The sequence below is a fragment of the Spirosoma taeanense genome, assembly GCF_013127955.1.
GTDB lineage: Bacteria > Bacteroidota > Bacteroidia > Cytophagales > Spirosomataceae > Spirosoma > Spirosoma taeanense.
The window spans coordinates 194346-212325 of sequence record NZ_CP053435.1 but is presented as its reverse complement, the minus strand read 5'-3'; the positions used below and the strand labels follow the sequence as shown (position 1 = coordinate 212325).

The 17980-nt window shown below is 51.7% G+C and carries 13 protein-coding genes; 8 read left to right on the top strand and 5 right to left on the bottom strand.

Annotation, left to right across the window (positions count from 1 at the left end; genetic code table 11):
- Positions 1–8 precede the first annotated feature (8 nt).
- From HNV11_RS00935 to HNV11_RS00925, 3 genes are all read left to right on the top strand, one after another.
- Positions 9–2069: an FAD-dependent oxidoreductase gene (locus tag HNV11_RS00935; protein WP_171737868.1), complete on the top strand. Its 2061-nt coding sequence runs from the start codon at positions 9–11 to the stop codon at positions 2067–2069.
- A 47-nt stretch (positions 2070–2116) separates the two neighbouring features.
- Entirely contained in the window at positions 2117–2896 is a 780-nt protein-coding gene (locus HNV11_RS00930) for a 3-hydroxyacyl-CoA dehydrogenase (RefSeq protein ID WP_171737867.1), read from the top strand.
- Between the two features lie 107 nt (positions 2897–3003).
- Positions 3004–4101, top strand: a complete 1098-nt coding sequence (locus tag HNV11_RS00925; protein WP_171737866.1) for an acyltransferase family protein — start codon at positions 3004–3006, stop codon at positions 4099–4101.
- 109 nt (positions 4102–4210) lie between these two features.
- Here the strand turns inward: HNV11_RS00925 and HNV11_RS00920 are convergent, their stop codons facing one another.
- The 4 genes from HNV11_RS00920 to HNV11_RS00905 all read right to left on the bottom strand — a co-directional run bounded on the left by HNV11_RS00920 (position 4211) and on the right by HNV11_RS00905 (position 10183).
- Positions 4211–7009: a TonB-dependent receptor gene (locus HNV11_RS00920; protein WP_171737865.1), complete on the bottom strand. Its 2799-nt coding sequence runs from the start codon at positions 7007–7009 to the stop codon at positions 4211–4213.
- Positions 7010–7165: 156 nt separating this feature from the next.
- Positions 7166–8047, bottom strand: coding sequence for an FKBP-type peptidyl-prolyl cis-trans isomerase (locus HNV11_RS00915; RefSeq protein WP_171737864.1), 882 nt, complete (start codon positions 8045–8047; stop codon positions 7166–7168).
- An 80-nt stretch (positions 8048–8127) separates the two neighbouring features.
- Positions 8128–9183, bottom strand: a complete 1056-nt coding sequence (locus HNV11_RS00910; RefSeq protein ID WP_171737863.1) for an MBL fold metallo-hydrolase — start codon at positions 9181–9183, stop codon at positions 8128–8130.
- A 43-nt stretch (positions 9184–9226) separates the two neighbouring features.
- Positions 9227–10183, bottom strand: coding sequence for a fasciclin domain-containing protein (locus HNV11_RS00905; RefSeq protein ID WP_171737862.1), 957 nt, complete (start codon positions 10181–10183; stop codon positions 9227–9229).
- Between the two features lie 257 nt (positions 10184–10440).
- On the opposite strand from HNV11_RS00905, the gene HNV11_RS00900 reads away from it, so the two are divergent.
- The 5 genes from HNV11_RS00900 (at position 10441) to HNV11_RS00880 (ending at position 17084) form a co-directional block, all read left to right on the top strand.
- Positions 10441–11178, top strand: a complete 738-nt coding sequence (locus HNV11_RS00900) for an isoprenyl transferase (protein ID WP_171737861.1) — start codon at positions 10441–10443, stop codon at positions 11176–11178.
- A 106-nt stretch (positions 11179–11284) separates the two neighbouring features.
- On the top strand, positions 11285–13876 hold the full coding sequence (bamA, locus tag HNV11_RS00895; protein WP_171737860.1) for an outer membrane protein assembly factor BamA: 2592 nt from the start codon (positions 11285–11287) through the stop codon (positions 13874–13876).
- 148 nt (positions 13877–14024) lie between these two features.
- Positions 14025–14642 carry an OmpH family outer membrane protein gene (locus HNV11_RS00890; protein ID WP_171737859.1) on the top strand — a complete coding sequence of 206 codons (618 nt, stop codon included), beginning with the start codon at positions 14025–14027 and terminating at the stop codon, positions 14640–14642.
- Positions 14643–14661: 19 nt separating this feature from the next.
- Entirely contained in the window at positions 14662–15312 is a 651-nt protein-coding gene (locus HNV11_RS00885; protein ID WP_171737858.1) for an OmpH family outer membrane protein, read from the top strand.
- A gap of 206 nt (positions 15313–15518) precedes the next feature.
- Entirely contained in the window at positions 15519–17084 is a 1566-nt protein-coding gene (locus HNV11_RS00880; RefSeq protein WP_171737857.1) for a hypothetical protein, read from the top strand.
- Between the two features lie 78 nt (positions 17085–17162).
- Here the strand turns inward: HNV11_RS00880 and HNV11_RS00875 are convergent, their stop codons facing one another.
- Positions 17163–17939 carry a lipoprotein signal peptidase gene (locus tag HNV11_RS00875; protein WP_171737856.1) on the bottom strand — a complete coding sequence of 259 codons (777 nt, stop codon included), beginning with the start codon at positions 17937–17939 and terminating at the stop codon, positions 17163–17165.
- Between the last annotated feature and the right edge of the window lie 41 nt (positions 17940–17980).

Genomic DNA, 17980 nt, shown 5'->3' with positions numbered 1-17980 from the left:
AACCCGATATGAACCCAACCGTTTCTGCCTGTCATACTGGCAAGTTATTACTCTTCCTTTTCCTTCCTTTCCTGATTCGTGCGCAGTCGCCGACGGTGGTAGACGTATGCGTCTACGGCGGTACGTCGGCAGGTGTGATGGCTGCCTATGCAGCAAAAAAAGCCGGGAAGTCGGTTGTTCTGATTGAACCTAGCCGGCACCTCGGTGGGCTAACGTCAGGAGGATTAGGCGCAACGGATATTGGTAATAAATTCGCCATTACAGGTTTGGCGCGGGATTTTTACCGGCGTATAGGCAAGCATTACGGTAAATTTGAACAGTGGACATTCGAGCCTCACGTTGCCGAGAGTTTATTCAAACAATACCTGAACGAAGCCCGTGTACCGGTGCGGATGAATTACCGGCTGGCCGCTGTCGAAACCCAGAAGAATCGGATTACGGCCATTACCATAGAGCCTTCGTCCCCGACTCCGCAAACAGCCGGTCGGGCTACCACTCAAATCATTCAGGCCAAACAGTTCATCGACTGCACGTACGAGGGCGACCTCATGGCCAAAGCGGGGGTGGCCTTTACGGTTGGGCGTGAATCGAATAACCAGTATGGCGAAACCTGGAATGGCGTTCAACTCCTGGACAAACATCAGTTTCCCGACGGCGTAGACCCCTACCGGGTGCCCGGCAAGCCAGAAAGCGGTTTACTCTGGGGGATCAGCGATGCCCGACTCACCGCCAATGGCACGAGCAGTCCCGCAATTCAGGCGTATAATTATCGAATGTGCCTCACCGATGACCCGGCCAACCGTCTTCCAATTACCCGCCCCGAAGGCTACGACTCAACAAAATATGAACTGCTGCTGCGGCAGATTGCTAAGAAAGAGCCCAAGGAACTGACCTGGAATCTGATGCACTTCGTTTCGATGCCGAACCGTAAGACCGACATCAACAACTGCGGGGGCTTCTCAACCGACATGATCGGGGCCAACTACGATTACCCCAACGCCGATTATGCCCGGCGTGCCGAGATCATCCGCGAACATGAACTTTACACCAAAGGACTATTCTACTTCATCGGTCACGACCCCAGAATACCGAAACACCTGCGCGACGAGATGCTGCAATGGGGGTATCCTAAAGATGAATACCGGGACAACGATCACTTCTCGCATCAACTTTATATTCGGGAAGCCCGGCGCATGGTGGGCGAATACGTCATGACCCAGGCCAATTGCGAAAGTAAGGTCGTCGTGCGGGACGGCGTCGGAATGGCCGCCTACACCATGGATTCGCACAATTGCCAACGGCTGGTTGTCAACGATAACAAAGGCGTACCGATGGTACGGAACGAGGGCGACGTGCAGGTAGGTGGGTTTCCCCCTTATCCCGTCAGCTACCGGGCGCTGGTGCCCAGACGGGAAAGCATCCAGAACCTGATCGTGCCGGTTTGTCTGTCGGCCAGCCACATTGCTTATGGGTCTATCCGGATGGAGCCGGTATTTATGGTGCTGGCGCAGTCGGCGGCCGTAGCCGCCTGTCAGGCCATCGACGAAGGCAAAGCCGTGCAGGATATTAACATTACCAGACTGCAGACCCGACTGGCGCAGAACCCGCTCATGAACGGTTCGTTGCCCGAAATCCTGATTGATAACGACGATACAACCCGGGTACGGATCGTAGGTAACTGGTTGCGCGAAACCAAGGGAGGCAAGTATGGTTTATCGATGCTGGTCGATGATGGTATAAGCGGCCCGAAATCTGTACGGTTTATCCTGCCTCAGAACCGGCCGGGCCGCTACGCTGTGTATGTGTATAACCCCATCCGCTTGGGCGGGGGAGGCAATCCGGGCGAATACGGTCGTCAAACTGACAAGGCCAGCCAGGTCGTTGTCCGGCTCAATACGGGCAGTGCGGTCAAAACGCTGGCCCTGAATCAGCAACCGCAGGCCAACGACTGGATTAACCTCGGTGAACATCAGCTGACCACCGGTAAGACCCCTTACCTTGAGTTCAGCAACGAGGGCGCAGCGGGTGTCGTTGTGGCAGATGCCGTTCTGTTTGTGCCCGTCAAATAGGCGACGGATTGGCCGATAAACAGGATAATCTTCATCAACATTACGTCATGAATATACAAAACTCAACCGCCCTGATTACTGGAGGAGCTTCTGGACTGGGCGAAGCAACGGCCCGCCTACTGGCTTCGCAGGGCGCGAACGTCGTACTTGTAGACCTGAATGATCAGCGCGGTAACGCTCTGGCGGAAGAGCTGGGCGATACCGTTCGCTTCATCAAAACCAACGTAACCGACGAAACGGATGTGCAGGCAGCCGTCAATATGGCCGTTGAAACCTTTGGGGGCCTGCACATTAACGTCAATTGCGCCGGAATCGCCGAAGCCCGCAAAACCCTCGGTAAGGTAGACGGCGTCTACGGAGCCCACTCGCTGTCTGCTTTTCAAAAAGTCATTTCGATTAATCTTATCGGTACGTTCAACGTCATTCGGCTGGCGGCCCTGGCTATGGAAGCCAATGAACCAAACGCCGAAGGAGAACGGGGCGTCATTATCAACACGGCATCCGTAGCGGCCTACGACGGACAAATAGGTCAGGCCGCCTACTCGGCATCGAAAGGCGGAATCGTGGGTATGACCCTGCCCATCGCCCGCGATCTGGCCCGTTCCGGCATCCGCGTAATGACCATTGCACCGGGCCTATTCGAGACCCCCTTGCTGATGGGCCTGCCTGAAGACGCCCGCTTGTCGCTGGGCCAGCAAGTTCCTTTTCCGTCCCGGCTGGGCCGGCCCTATGAGTACGCTCTGCTGGCCAAGTCAATTCTTGAGAATCCAATGCTGAACGGCGAGGTTATCCGTCTTGACGGAGCCATCCGAATGGCCCCAAAATAAATTGTTGGCCTATATGTTTGGAAATTTCAAGAATAAGTAGGACCTGAACCCACAAACCATAGACACGATAGGTTACTCACTGTACCTTAGGGTAAACTCTCTTCGTTATGGCTTTAACATTACCTTTCCCGAACCGACATTCGGGTTTGATTAGCTGGCTAACCAGTATTTATACTGGTTATTTCGCCAATAAAAAACGGCTTCGCTGGATCGATTATGCCCGCGGTATTGCCATCCTGATGGTTGTTTATGGGCATTTGGTTGGGGGCGTCAACCGCGCGGGAGCCAGTATAGACGCTACGCTCCTGCTCATTCCGGCAACGCTCTATAATTTCCGTATGCCCCTGTTTTTCTTTGTATCGGGGCTATTCCTGGCGCGGAGTCTGACGAAGCGGGGGCCAACGGGTTTTATACATAATCGGTTCTCAACTATTCTCTGGCCATACCTGCTCTGGGGGGCGTTGCAGATTGGTACGCAGATTTTGTTGTCGGGCCAGACAAACTCCAAGAAAGACGCGTCGCACTTTCTGTATTTGTTCTATGATCCGCAGAAAACGGATCAGTTCTGGTACCTGGCCGCGCTGTTTAACGTAGCGCTGGCTTTCGTATTGACCTATCAGGTGTTTCGCATCCGGGGCATCTGGCAGATTGCTCTGGGATTAACGTTTCGGTTTCTGAGCGATTACCTGGAAGGATTCAGCCTGCTGCACAATTTTATGTATTTCTATGTATTCAGTGCCGTCGGCTATAATATGTCCCAACTGATTTTGGAGAAAAACGCTCTGGAGAAGGCCTTAAAAAGCGGCTGGACGCTGGCGCTGATTCCTGTTTTTCTGGTTGGTCAATGGTACTGGTTTACCCATAAAGACGATATTCCCACAATGCTGCACATGGGCATCGCATTTGTTGGCATGGTTGTGATTATCTTCGTCTGCTATCTGCTGGGCAAACGTGATTCGCTGCCAGTGCTGCGGTTTATCGGGTATCACTCACTATATATTTATCTGGTACACGTCTTTATCATTTCGGGGACGCGCATCGGCTTTAATGCGCTGGGTATTACTAACGTCCCGGTAATTCTCCTGACGGGATTCATTCTGGGCGTTGGCCTTCCAATTCTGTTTTTCCACCTGGCAATGCGGCTCGGCGGCTGGTTCCTGTTTTCCTTCGACCGTAAAGAGATGGAAACCTACCCCACCATGTAACCAAACCTCCTGTCGGCCTATGGCGTAATCCAGCAGTGCCTTAGTAATTGTTCATAAAAAAGCGGTAGTAAGCCTGGTTCGCTTACTACCGCTTTTTTGTTCTCTCGTTTTAAAAACTAGCCGATAGATTCAGGAAGTAATAGCCGCCGTTAAACCCAAACTGCGTCGCGTTACGGCTATAAATAAACCGCCCGAATGATGAGTTGTCGAGTACGGCCGCCCCAAACCGTTCGGGCGTTGGCTGAAATACCTGCTTCAGCTTATCCGGATACACGTCGAAAATATTGTTCGCTCCCAGCGTAGCCGTCAGGTTTTTAAACACGCGATACGATACGCTGAAGTCCGTTACAATCTTCGGTTTGAAGGCTTCATCCAGCAATGGGTTAGCAGGATCATAAGTGGTCACTTCTCCGAAGCGCGTAAACCGCAGCACCGCACCAAACTTATTCAGTCGGAAGTTACCCGTCAGCGAAACCTTGCTCTTGGGCTGCGCCAGCGTCAGGCGGGCGCTATCCTGCCGGTTAAACAGGAAATTACCGAAGGTTGCATCATTCGGCAGGTTAGCCGGGCGTTTAATAGAGCCCGTCAGCCGCGTTTCGTTGAAATTAGCGGCTAAAGTCAAATCCAGGGAACCCCGGTTCAGGCGCGGACTGGTGGCAATAACCACATCAATACCACGTGTCTGGGTATTGACGGCGTTGGCAAAAAACTGGGCGCTGTTTACGTCCGTCTGACCCGCGCCATTCAAAATATTAGCCACGATCAGACCCGCGCCGGTTGTGCCGCGCGAGAACTGATCGCTATAGATAATCCGATCGCGGATAGCAATCTGATACGCATCTATAGTAATACTCAGATTTGGCAACGGCCGCGACGTAACGCCAACGCTGTAGTTCATTGACCGTTCGGCCGTCAGGGAAGGAACGCCGAATGCCTGCGCTATTGGACTGTCATTACGGAACGTGCCGGTCTGGCGCGGCTCCAGTCCCTGACCTGTTGACACGAATACGGTGCTGATGGCGCTAAAATACCGCTGGTGCAGACTCGGCGCCCGGAACCCGTTGCTGACTGAGGCCCGCAGCGAAAAGGCTTCACTGAATTTATAACGGGCGGCCAGCTTACCGGCAAAATTGCCCCCAAAATCGCTGTAGTTTTCGTAACGGGCAGCAGTGTTAAACAGCAGTTGGTCGGTCAGGTCTGTTTCGATGTCAACGTAACCGGCCAGAACGTTCCGCTTTGCATTCACCGCATTGGCCGGTTGATAACCCGGAAACACCTGAGCGCCACCCGCCCGGCCCGAGGCAGGGTCATAGTTTCGGTAGGATGCTTCTTCGCCGGGCTTGATTTTGTAAAAATCCAGCCGGTACTCGGCCCCAACGGCTACGTTGAACGACTTCAAGCCCAGTGAACTGCCATAATCTTTAGCGACACTGGCGTTGGCCGTGTTCTGATAAAAGCTAAGTGTACCGGCGTAAAACTCAGTTTGTGCATTGGCCCCCTGTGCATACTGCGACGCGTTATTGGAATTCGTTACGTCGAAACGGAATGCGTTACCCCCATAGACATTACTGATATCCCAGCGATAGCCGTTCGATTCGCCGTTAAAGCCCGCCAGCAGCGATTGATCGTTGATGGTTGATTCGATATTTGGCAGGAATCCGTTCGGGTACAGGGCTGTGATAACCTGCGTTGTCTGATATGGATAGCGATAAAAACCAGCGGCTTTCCCATTGCGGTAATTGACGCCCCCCGTAGCATAGAAAGCAGCCTTAGCACTTAGGGGAAGGCGGGTATTCAGGAAGAACCCGGCGTTATCGACCCGAGAGTTGCCAATCTGCATATTGTTCGACAGGTTGAAATTATTCTGCCGGATCAGCGCCTGGTCCTGATTGTGTAGCCCCTGCCGTCGGGCAATGTAAGCAGCATCGGTTTCGCCAGATGCGCGTCCTACGTTCCAGTTTACATAGACCGGCCCATTGTAGTTTCCCACTCGGTTGGTGGCACCCCGGTGCCGAAACTCGCCGGTCAGGCTCAGGAAACCGCCTTTCTGGCCAATTTTGATGCCGTGATTGATGCCTATCTGCGCAAGCTGGCCATCACCTGCATACTGCTGACCAATCTGTGCATTGACCGTAGTACCAGGCCGTTCTTTAAGCCTCAGGTTAATTACGCCCGCAATGGCATCCGAACCATACTGTGAAGACGCACCGTCGCGCAGGACTTCAATCCGTTCAATTGCCGCTGATGGAATAGCGTTCAGGTCGGTCCCGACCGATCCACGCCCGATCGTACCATTGATATTTATCAGCGCCTGATTATGCCGCCGTTTGCCATTCAGCAAAACCAATACCTGATCGGGTCCAAGCCCACGGATGGTGGCCGGATCGATATGGTCCGTTCCATCGGCGATGGTCTGGCGCGACGAATTGAAGGAAGGCGCTACAAAGTTTAGCTGCTGCGTTGGCTCAACCTGACCCGTTGCCACCAGATCCCGCGACTGGATGACATCGACCGGTGCCACGGTTTCCGTGCTGGTTCGGGCCTGCGTTGATCGGGAGCCAATGACCACAACTTCGCTCAGGCTGGAAGGACTCTCCCTCAGGGCCACATCGGCCGTTACGGTCCCGCTACTCGTTATGGTTATCGGGACACTCTGCGTCTGATAGCCGACAAAGCTCACCCGCAGGGTATAGCTGCCGGGGCTCAGGCTCAGCGAATACGATCCACTGGCGTCGGTGGTAGTGCCCAGATTGGTGTTCAGCACGACAATCGTTACGCCGGGTATCCCAGCCGACGACGAAGCATCGGTTACCCGACCCTGAACGACCTGGGCGAATGCACAGGTGATCGTCAATAACCCCAGGACAACGCTTAGCACAAATTGGTTTAACATGTAATTTTTAGACATAGGCCAGATTAGTTAATGTTTGTTCATATAAACTCAGCACTCGAACCCATTAACTGCCTAGGCCAGGTTTGGTTTAGTTTCAGGAGTATTGCCGGTATAATGCAATGGCCTGCTTTTAGGGCAGGCCATTGCATTACAATAAACAAACGTTCGGGACTATTTGGCCGAGATAACTTCCAGATCGAACCGTAAGGGAGCGTAGGGCGTAATGACGTAGGTATTGTTCTGAACAACGCCGGTTGCGCCGTAACCCAGTGAGGAAGGAAAAATGATCGTTGCTTTTTCACCTACTTTCAGCTTGGCCAGCCCTTCTTCAAAGCCTTTTACGTACTTGCTCTGCCCCAGAACGGCGTCGAACGTACCTGATCCGGTGCTATCAAATGGCGTAACTGAGCGCAGCTGTTTGCCAGCATACTTTATGGTCAGCGTTTGGCTAGTCGTTGGGGTTGCCCCGGTCGGGTTATCTTTTGTTTTGATAAATCGCAGGCCGCTGGCCGTCTTTTCGACGTTTGTAAACTTCTGAACCGCTATATATTCCTCAATCTGCTGCTCTTCCGACCGGGAGCGGTTGAACCTGACGTCGAACCGGATGACCGAGTAGGCTGGCAGATTTGTTTTTGACTTATCACTATAAGCCAGATAAGACGGAATCAGCAGGGTGGACCGCTCCCCCTCCCGCATGAGGCTCAGACCTTCTTCCAGACCGGGCAGGATTGAACCAATACCCAGCGGATAATAGACCGGCCGGTTTGCAGCGGAGCTGTCCACCACCTGCCCTGTCTTCAGATTGTACGACTTATAGGTGAATTCGATTTCTTCACCCGTTGTGGCCTGTTTGCCAGTCGGATTCGGAGTCGTCACGACGTAATACAGACCCGTGCTGCGTAACGTACCCTGCAGGTTGTTCTGAGAAACATAAGCCTGAATATCCGCATCATTCTGATCATAATAGGTACTGGACGGATCAATGCTTTGGGTGCAGGATTCCAGACTGCCCATCAACAAGGCGCTGCAAATAGATAATTGAAATAGACGCATGGAATTAAATTAACAGATACTACCTAATACGCTTTCTGACCCCATATCGTGGCGAAGCGTTGGGAAGCTTGTCGTTTTTTTCACTCAATAACCAGACTTCCTCCTTGTGTCAACGCCCGAAAGCGGTCGGCTGGTATGTCTTTTTCGGCCAATGCTTGCTGCAGATCGTTTACGGGTTCCATCTCGCCGTCGTCAGCCAGCGGAAACGTTCCGAAGTGAATAGCAACGCTTTGTTCCGACCGGACATCCTTATGAATCTGCACGGCTTCGGCTGGCGAGCAGTGAATCGGCGACATAAACCAGGGCGGTTTATAGGCCCCAATCGGGATAAGAGCTAATCGAAGCGGGCCAAACTGCTGTCCTATATCCCTGAAAAATGCGCCGTAACCCGAATCACCGGCAAAATATAGCTTACCGGCAACCTGGCTGTCAATTACGTAACCAGCCCATAATGTCGCATTTCGGTCAAACATACCCCGCCCCGAAAAATGCTGCGCCGGAACACAGTGAATCGTTGTCTGCGCATTGAAAGCCACCGACTGCCGCCAGTCCATTTCGACGAGGTTCTGACAATTGTGCTGCTTCAGAAAGGCCTTTACGCCCAGCGGGCAGAAAACCTTCGGCTGATCGCGGGCGCAGAGCCGCTTAACCGTCTCAATGTCCAGATGATCCCAGTGGTTATGACTCAGCAGGAGTACGTCAATTTTAGGCAGATCGTCGAAGCGGATACCGGGTGGGCTGTTTCGCCTGGGTCCGGCAAACTGCACGGGACTGACGCGTTCGTAGTAAACCGGATCGGTCAGTACGTTCAGGCCGTCGAATTGCAGCAGCACCGTAGAGTGGTTGACAAACGTAACGCGCACTTCCCGCCCATTTACGCGGGCTGGTGGTGGCGGACCAGGTTTATTAGTATGAAACGCTCCCCAGGGCGTCTGGCCCCGATTCATTATCCACCCAATCACTTCCCGGAAACCTTTGGCCTTTGCCCCGCCCAGATTCAAAAACTCCCGGCCGTCAAAGTGATCTGAAATCGGCCCTTCATAGTGCGGAGCCGAAATGGTATAGCCCACTACTAACCCAACTACCAAGACCAAAAGAATCAGTAGTCCGACAACAACTAGAATTTTGGTGAGCATAACCAACGATTAAAACTTCTCTGAGAAAGGCAGAGCCCTGTCATTACGGCTGCAGGACCTGATCAATAATGTGCATAACGCCGTTGGTTGTGATTACGTCCGGTGTTCGTACAGTAGCGGGGGTTGAATTTCGATTGCCTTTAACAGTGATGACTCCGTTATTGACGGCTACCGTCATTCTATTTCCATTCAGCAGCGTGTTGACCGAACCATTCTGAAGCTGGTAGGACAGGTTTATACCCGACACAACATGATACGACAAAAGCGGGATCAGCGTTTGCGGAGCGGCTGCCTCAACCGCCGATACAGAACTGTATCCAGCCGCCCTGAAGGCGTCGTTGGTCGGGGCAAAGAATGTTAGTGGGTTGGTTGAGGCTGAATTATTCAGCGCAGCCAGAAAGGCAGGGTTAGCCAGACTGATGCGCTTTACCGCAGCCGCCAGAAAGGTCAGGTTCGGATTGTTCTGAATCGTCATCATCAGGTTACCGCCCGATGGCGTCAGCACCCGGTTAATAACGTGAATAACGCCATTGGCCGCCTGAATGTCCGCTTCGGTTACGCGGGCATTGTTGATGTAGACAAGGTCATTACTGGTTTTATTGATAAAAGCGACCCCTTTGGAGGCCGTTTCGACCGAGTTCAACCCCGACGGAATAGTAGCCGAAAAGACAGGCGAGTAAAGAATATGGTATAGTAAGGCCGTTTTCAATTGTTCTTTGGGCAACGCGGTGATGGCCGCCATGGTTGTCAGACCCGATGCCTGGAATGCCGCATCGTTCGGCGCAAAAAACGTCAGGTTGGCCCCTTTCAGCACGTCGCCCACGCCGGCATGGTTAACAGCCGCCCGCAGCAGACTGAACCGGCTGTCTTCAAGTACCAGATCGGTAATAGTTTTTGGCTCAGCAATGGTATCGTCGTTTTTCTGGCAGCTTAGCGAGAATGTCAGCACCAGCACGAACAAAGCCAGCCGGCTCATATACAGCGAAAAAGAATTAGTCATACCCAACAAACGATGATGTAACGGTCTCTGGAGAAAACCGGCCGGACCGGCTTCTGTTTCCTTCGAACAAAGATAAGAGAGTTACTGAGTTACTAAGCGGCCCGGCAGATTGCTGATCGATTCTGGCTTCCGTTATCCGAACTAATGAACGAAGTTTCAGCTTTACCAACTTCAGACCCGACTAACTTACTGACCTTCTGATGAAAATTTCGTATCTTCGCGGTCTTGTTAAATACTGTTAAATTTCCCCAATTGGGATGAAGGAAGACATTGACCCGAGCAATCTGCCGCAGCACATAGCCGTTATTATGGACGGAAACGGTCGTTGGGCCAAACGGCAGGGAGCCGCCCGGGTGTTTGGCCACCGCAATGCGATTAAGGCTGTGCGCGAAGCCACGGAAGGGTGCGCCGAACTGGGCGTCAAGTATCTGACGCTCTACGCGTTCTCGACCGAAAACTGGAACCGGCCAAAGCTGGAGGTAGATGCGTTGATGACGTTGCTGGTGCATACGATCCGGGGCGAAATCAAAACGCTGATGGACAATAACGTACGGCTGACGACCATCGGCCATACCGAAAGTCTTCCCAACGACTGCCAGCGTGAACTGGCCGAAGCCATGCGCGAAACCTCGGGAAATACGGGTCTGACGCTCGTTCTGGCCCTGAGTTATAGCGGACGATGGGAAATCCTGGAGGCTGTCCGACAGATTGCCACCGACGTGCGTGATGGCCGTTTAACAGCCGGCGAGGTAAACGAAACCCTCTTTGGTCAGTACCTGTCCACAAGTGGTATTCCCGATCCTGAATTAATGATCCGGACTAGTGGGGAGATGCGTATCAGCAATTTTATGCTCTGGCAGTTAGCCTATTCGGAACTGTACATGCCCGATGTGCTTTGGCCCGACTTCCGCAAAAATCATCTGTACGAAGCTATTTTAAGCTATCAGCGACGCGAACGCCGATTTGGTAAAACCAGCGAGCAGTTGATCAAATAAGTGGATTCAGGCAGGACGGGGCACCAGCAGAAATAAACGATTGGCATACCAACCAAAAGCCCGCCAACAGAATCCACACAATTAGCCAACATTAGGTACCACAAACTTGGAACACCGTATAAAAGTCATTATTGGAGCCGCTTTGCTGCTCATCAGTCTCTACCCGGCCACGGTTCGGGCGCAGGTGCGAGTGGGCGTCGGCCGGGGCACTGAGACTCCAGCCAGCACCGACGAACTGCTCAATTACGCTAACCCGAAAGAGTACGAAATCAGCGCTCTGACCGTAACCGGTACCCGCTATCTGGACCCGAACTCGCTGGTGTCGCTGGCGGGTCTGAAAGTAGGCGACAAAATCCGTATTCCGGGCGAAGCTGTCGGCTCATCAGTCCGCAAACTAATGGAATCCGGCCTGCTGGACAACGTTGAACTGTTTGCGACCAACGCAGCCGATAATAAAGTGTCGCTGATGTTTCGGGTGCAGGAGCGCCCCCGGCTCTACCGGGTTACATTCGTAGGCGTTAAGAAAGGTGAACAGGATCAGCTTAAGGATAAAGTGAAGCTGAATCTGGGTAAGATCGTAACCAATACGATCACGAAAAATACGCAGATGGCCGTGCGGAAGTTTTTTGTGGATAAAGGCTTCCTCAACACCAAGGTTAAAATCACAACCATACCCGACAGCACCCGCAACAATGCCACGATGCGCGTTCTGGTCGACAAAGGTCAGAAGGTAAAGATTGCAAAGATTACATTCGACGGCCGCACAGAAGTAGATGAGTCGGCCGTTCGGCTGAAGATGAAGAGCACGAAGGAAAAGCGCTTCGGCCGTATATTCTCGCCTTCGAAGTTTGTTCCCAAAAAATACGAGGAAGACAAGCAGAAGCTTATTGCCTATTATAATAAAATGGGCTATCGGGATGCCGCCATTGAGAGCGATACGGTTATCCATAACAGCGATAATACAATCAATCTTAATATTACGCTGAACGAGGGACGCAAGTACTACTATCGTAACGTAGAGTTCGCCGGCAACTACCTGTACACCGCCGACCGGCTGCGCGAGGTACTTGGCGTAGCTAAGGGTGATGTTTATAACCCGGAAGATCTAGAGAAGAAACTAAACGGCAATCCCGGCCAGGACCTAAGTTCGCTCTACATGGACGACGGCTACCTGTACTACAGCGCGCAGCCCGTTGAGAAAGCCATTGATGGTGATTCCATTGATCTGGAAATTCGCATTTTTGAGGGTAAACAGGCAACCATTAACCGGGTTGTCCTGAACGGAAACACCAAGACGAGCGACCACGTGGTGATGCGCTCTATCCGGACCCTGCCGGGCCAGAAGTTCTCTAAAACGAACCTGATCCGGACCCAGCGCGAGCTGGCGACGCTGGGGTATTTTGACCCGGAGAAAATCGGGATTAACCCCGTTCCGCAGAACGACGGTACGGTTGATATTGAATATACGGTTGAGGAAAAACCATCCGACCAGATTGAATTATCGGGCGGTTGGGGCGGTTACGTCGGCTTTGTCGGTACACTTGGTCTCACGTTCAATAACTTCTCGGCCCGCAATATTCCGAACTTTAGCGCGTGGCGGCCGCTGCCGGCTGGCGATGGTCAGCGCGTGCAGTTACGTTTCCAGGCCAACGGCAGTCAGTATCAGGTGTATTCGCTCTCGTTCACTGAACCGTGGCTGGGTGGCCGCAAGCCTAACGCTCTGTCGGTTAGCGCCAGCCATACGGTATATCAGACGTTCTACGATCCCGCTAACCCGTATAGTATCTACCAGAGTCTGAAAGGTCGTAAGCCGACGGGCTCCTATCTGAACACGGCGTTTACGGTGGGGCTGGGCCGCCAGCTGAAAGTGCCCGATGATTTCTTCACCCTGAGCCATTCTATTTCGTTCCAGCGTTATGATCTGAACAACCTCGATTTGTTTTATATCGGCTATAAGGACGGTATTTCGAACAACCTTACGTTCAATACGACGATTGCCCGGAACAGCATTGACAATCCGCAGTTCCCTCGCTCGGGTTCGTCGTTTAGTCTGAGTGGTTCGTTCACACCGCCTTACTCGGCCTTCCGTACTACTACGGAGTCCGTAAAGCCGGAAGAAAAGTATAAGCTGGTTGAGTACCACAAATGGATGTTCGACGCCAGCTGGTTCCAGACCATTTTCGGCAAACTGGTTTTGAGCACCCGTGCGCACATGGGCTTCCTGGGCAGCTACAACCGACGCACCGACATTGGTCCGTTTGAGCGGTTCGTGCTGGGAGGATCGGGTCTGGCCGGTCAGGGTCAATTTGCACTGGCCCAGGACATCATTGGTTTACGTGGCTATGATGACCGGAGCGTTTACACGGCCGATTATGACCGGGTGGCTACGAGCAATGCCCGCAGCCAGGGCGGAGTCGTTTACAACAAATTTGTAGCCGAACTGCGCTATCCGATATCGCTCAACCCGTCCGCAACGATCTTCGGGCTGGCCTTCCTCGAAGCCGGTAATAACTGGGGAAGCTATAAGCAGTACAACCCCTTTGATCTGAAACGGTCGATTGGTATCGGGGCCCGTATCTTCATGCCGGCTTTTGGTCTGATCGGTATTGACTATGGTTACGGTTTCGACAAAATTCCGGGGATAAAAGATAAAGCGTCGGGTCAGTTCCACTTCACAATCGGCCAGCAGTTCAGATAAGATTCCGGCCCTGCTCAGCGTTAAATGATAAGCACTGGTAGGTATTGCAGGAACACTTAAACCTTTTGTTACAAGAGTTGTCTATGTTTAAACAGCCGACGACTCTGATTGACAATCAACCAGTTCTCGTAAAAAATAACCGGCTAAAATGAAAAAGGCTCTTTTTTTCGTACTTTTGTGCGCCGTTTGGCTGACAATTCCGGCGCAGGCGCAGAAGTTCGGATACGTGGACACCGAGTTCATATTCAGCAAGATGCCGGAGTACCAGAAAGCCTTAGGCGAGATTGACAAGTTTGCAGATAAATGGTCAAAAGATATCCAGGACAAATACGTCGAGATCGAGAAACTACAGAAGGCATACCAGGCGGAAGAGATTCTGCTGACTGAAGACATGAAGCGCGACCGGCAACGGGTGCTTAGTGAGAAGGAACGCGAAGCCCGGGAGTATAACAACAAGGTGTTTGGCTATGAGGGCCTGCTTTTTCAGAAAAAGAAAGAACTCATGAAAGCACCGATGGAGTTGGTGAACCGGGCCATCGAAAAAGTGTCAAGTCAGAAAAAACTGGACTTTATGTTCGATAAGGCTTCTGATTTTGTTATGCTTTACACCAACCCTCGTCACGATTATACGGACTACGTGATGGAGGAATTAGGACTGGATACGGCCACGGCCTCGAAAGCCAATAAGCCCACGGCCGTTAATGGTGTTACCCAGAATTCAGTAATGGGTAACGCCGACAATAGCACAACCACAAAACCGAAGTAATACAAACAAGTAAATCGAAATGAACAAAACAATCGTCATGGCGTTCGCAACAGCCCTTCTGATGGGTGGTCTGAGCGCTCAGGCACAAGCTCCAACCGCAGCACCGGCTACGACAACTGCATCGCTCCCGGTTAAGTTGGGCTATACGAATATTGACTATATTCTGGCACAAACGCCCGAAGCTAAAGATATTCAGAACCAACTGACCATTCAGCGGACCCAGTCGGAGAACGAGTTGAAGCGGATGCAGAAAGAGCTGGAAGACAAGTATGCAGCGTATGAAAAAGGCGCAGCGCAGATGTCGGACGTGATTCGGAAAGACCGTGAAACGGAACTGCAGGGTCTGCAGGGTCGGATTCAGGAGTTCGGCCGGACAGCAGAACAGTCGCTCCAGACGAAGTACCAGCAGCTGGTTAATCCAGTCGTGCAGAAAATTCAAAAGAACATTGACGCTGTAGCGAAAGAAAACGCGTACACGTACATTTTCAACCTGGATGCCGGCGCGAACACGATTCCCATTCTGTTGTATGCTCCCGAAGAGAATAACATTACCGAACTGGTGCTGAAGAAACTGGGTATTGACCCGGCAAAGTCGGCTACCAATGCTCCGGCCGCGAATAAGCCTGCCAACGCAGGTTCCGGATCGGCAGCCGCCCCAAAAAAAAACTAAAGTAAATTAAGTACTCAAGTACTAAAGTCGCTCCTCTTCCCGGGGCGACTTTTTTGTTAAGCTTTTTCTAAGAAAAAGCCAATTTTAAGCCACTATTTCTCTCGTTTAGCTAAGAAAAGTTTTAGAATAAGCTTGAAAATGAAGTCAGACAAAATGTTCCTCTTACTTTTACGTTCTTCAAAACAGACCCCCCTTTGCATTTGCTTATGAACCGAACTGCCGGTAAAATAGCGTGGGTACTGATGATCGTTTCGATTGTTAACAGCTACGCGCAGGAATCAAAATCTCTCCAATTTCAATTTCCTACCCATACAGACTGGAATGTGGTGCCGGAGGGAGGAACCGTTCGTTTTGATTTAAAAGTGGTGGGGGCTTCTCCTAATGACACGCTGACGTATGCCTTCGGCTCAGACAAGCAGGATGGTATGCAACTGGACTCGCTGGGCCATTTCAGCTGGACGCCCGGCTTCGATCTGGCCGACCGGATTCAGACGGCAAAACTCTATCCGGTGAGTTTTGAAGTGCGCAACCGTCATGGCCAGACGACTACTCAGACGATTGAATTTAAGGTACTCCACGTGAATCGCCCACCAACGGTGGGCGAGCTGCGTCCCTTTTACGTCCGCTATCGCTCGCAGAATACGTACAAACTGGACCCCCAGCTAGTTCGTGATGACGATGGCGATCCGATTGCCATAATTCCCATCTCGGATCAGATGCCCGAAGGCAGCAAATTGACTTCACAGGGCGAACTCACCTGGACGCTCTCGCTGAATCAGTTTAACCGTCTAAAACAAAGTCCGCAGTACATCGAATTCTGGGTAGAAGACCAGCCCGCTAAAAATCGTACTAAAGGCCGTTTAAAGATTGAGGTGACGCAGATGGACCTGCCACCCGATATTGCTGTCATCCCGAAAGAAACGCATTATAAAGTGCGCGAAAACGCCACAATGAACCTGAAGTTTTACCTTTCCGACCCCAACGGCGAGGATGATGTTTCGACGTTTGGCTTCTTATCCGATAACCTGCAGGTCCCTAAAAATGCTCTCGTTAAGAATACCGAAAACCAATACGAATTTATCTGGCAACCGAGCTATGACTTTGTGAAAGATCCCTATGATTCGCTGGACGTACACATCACCTTCTACGTGCTCGACAAATCGCAGAACCGCGAGGAACGCCGGATTACGTTTACAGTGGTCAATACCGTAAACGAAGCAGAGAAAGATCGGTACTACTACACTCAATACCGCCAGGCGCTCGTGCAGGCCTGGGGACTGGTGGAACAGCTGAGTGAAAAGGAAGAGCAGTTAAAGCATGATTACCGCCGGGCTAAAGGTGGCAAACGGAATCGGTCGGTCGTGAATGCTTCGCTCGGCGCTGCAACGGGCGTTTCGCCGGTACTGAATGGGAATAACAGCAAGTACGTAACGGCTGTGGGCGGAACAGCAGTAGCCACTTTAGGTACGCTCGAAGCAACCGAGGTCATCGGTAAGTCCATGAAGGATTTACTGGATCGGTACAATTATGTTATGGGTAAGAAGAGCGAGTTGCAGAATAAAGGCGACGTATTTGCCCGCGAATTTGCCTTAAAGTCAACCCGGCGCAGTAAGGAATTCGTCAAAAAACTGGATGATTTCCGGAGTGCAATGAGCTTGAGCGGACTGGTAGCGCTGGAACTCGATGCGAATTGGCAGAGCAAGAAAGAAGCCACGGATAAGGCGATTAAACGAACCTTTAAAGATTTTATTCCGTTGGAAGAAACCCAGTAGACAACCGTTTTCCTTCTAAACGCAACGAAGGCATGGCTAAGTAGCCATGCCTTCGTTGCGTTTAGAAACAATAAGCTTTTATTCGCTACGTTTGGGTTCCTCTGTTATGACCGATTCGGAGTTAGTTTGTGGCTCATCATCGGCTGAAAGCGAATCCGTCGGCTCATTGGACTGATTTCGGGGCTGTTCGTTAGTAACCAGTTCCGACATCGGTAATACCTCAGCCTGTGTAGCATCAGGGCCCGAAATAGGCAACAAACCATCCTCTAGAGTATGTCCACCAAAGAATTGGCGCTGAAATAACAGAATCAAACAAACGCCAATGAAGATGCATGAATCGGCGATGTTAAAGATTGGCGTTGAATAATACTGCCCGCCCCAGACCGGCATCCAATCTGGAATGAACCCTTCCCAGACGTCTACAAAGATCATGTCGATCACCTGCCCATGAAACCAGGGCGTTGGCGAGCCGTAAGGCGCATTATTCAGGAAGACGCCATAAAACGTACTGTCAATTACGTTACCCACGGCTCCGGCCAGAATCATAGACATGGCCCATAACAATCCGTTGGGAGCGCCACGGTGAGCTAAATGCACCAGATAGTAGCCAATGCCCACCATAGCAAACAGCCGGAAGACACTTAGTAACAGCTTCCCATATTCGTAACCCAGCTGCATTCCGAAGGCCATACCAGGGTTTAGTACGTAATGCAGCTTCAGCCAGTCGCCAATTAGTTTGACTTGCCCGGCAAAGCCAGGAGCCATGTAGAAATGCACAGCCAGTTTTACGCCCTGATCGAGCGCAATCAGGATTAGCGCCAGCAGAAAAAACTTAATAGGGTTTTTACGAATCATAAAAAAGGTTGGCCCAATCGAAGCGTCGAGCCGCTTCTGGT

Coding starts and splice junctions, on each gene's coding strand:
- HNV11_RS00935 (WP_171737868.1), top strand. CDS start 9: ATGAACCCAACCGTTTCTGCCTGTCATACTGGCAAGTTATTACTCTTC.
- HNV11_RS00930 (WP_171737867.1), top strand. CDS start 2,117: ATGAATATACAAAACTCAACCGCCCTGATTACTGGAGGAGCTTCTGGA.
- HNV11_RS00925 (WP_171737866.1), top strand. CDS start 3,004: ATGGCTTTAACATTACCTTTCCCGAACCGACATTCGGGTTTGATTAGC.
- HNV11_RS00920 (WP_171737865.1), bottom strand. CDS start 7,009: ATGTCTAAAAATTACATGTTAAACCAATTTGTGCTAAGCGTTGTCCTG.
- HNV11_RS00915 (WP_171737864.1), bottom strand. CDS start 8,047: ATGCGTCTATTTCAATTATCTATTTGCAGCGCCTTGTTGATGGGCAGT.
- HNV11_RS00910 (WP_171737863.1), bottom strand. CDS start 9,183: ATGCTCACCAAAATTCTAGTTGTTGTCGGACTACTGATTCTTTTGGTC.
- HNV11_RS00905 (WP_171737862.1), bottom strand. CDS start 10,183: ATGACTAATTCTTTTTCGCTGTATATGAGCCGGCTGGCTTTGTTCGTG.
- HNV11_RS00900 (WP_171737861.1), top strand. CDS start 10,441: ATGAAGGAAGACATTGACCCGAGCAATCTGCCGCAGCACATAGCCGTT.
- HNV11_RS00890 (WP_171737859.1), top strand. CDS start 14,025: ATGAAAAAGGCTCTTTTTTTCGTACTTTTGTGCGCCGTTTGGCTGACA.
- HNV11_RS00885 (WP_171737858.1), top strand. CDS start 14,662: ATGAACAAAACAATCGTCATGGCGTTCGCAACAGCCCTTCTGATGGGT.
- HNV11_RS00880 (WP_171737857.1), top strand. CDS start 15,519: ATGAACCGAACTGCCGGTAAAATAGCGTGGGTACTGATGATCGTTTCG.
- HNV11_RS00875 (WP_171737856.1), bottom strand. CDS start 17,939: ATGATTCGTAAAAACCCTATTAAGTTTTTTCTGCTGGCGCTAATCCTG.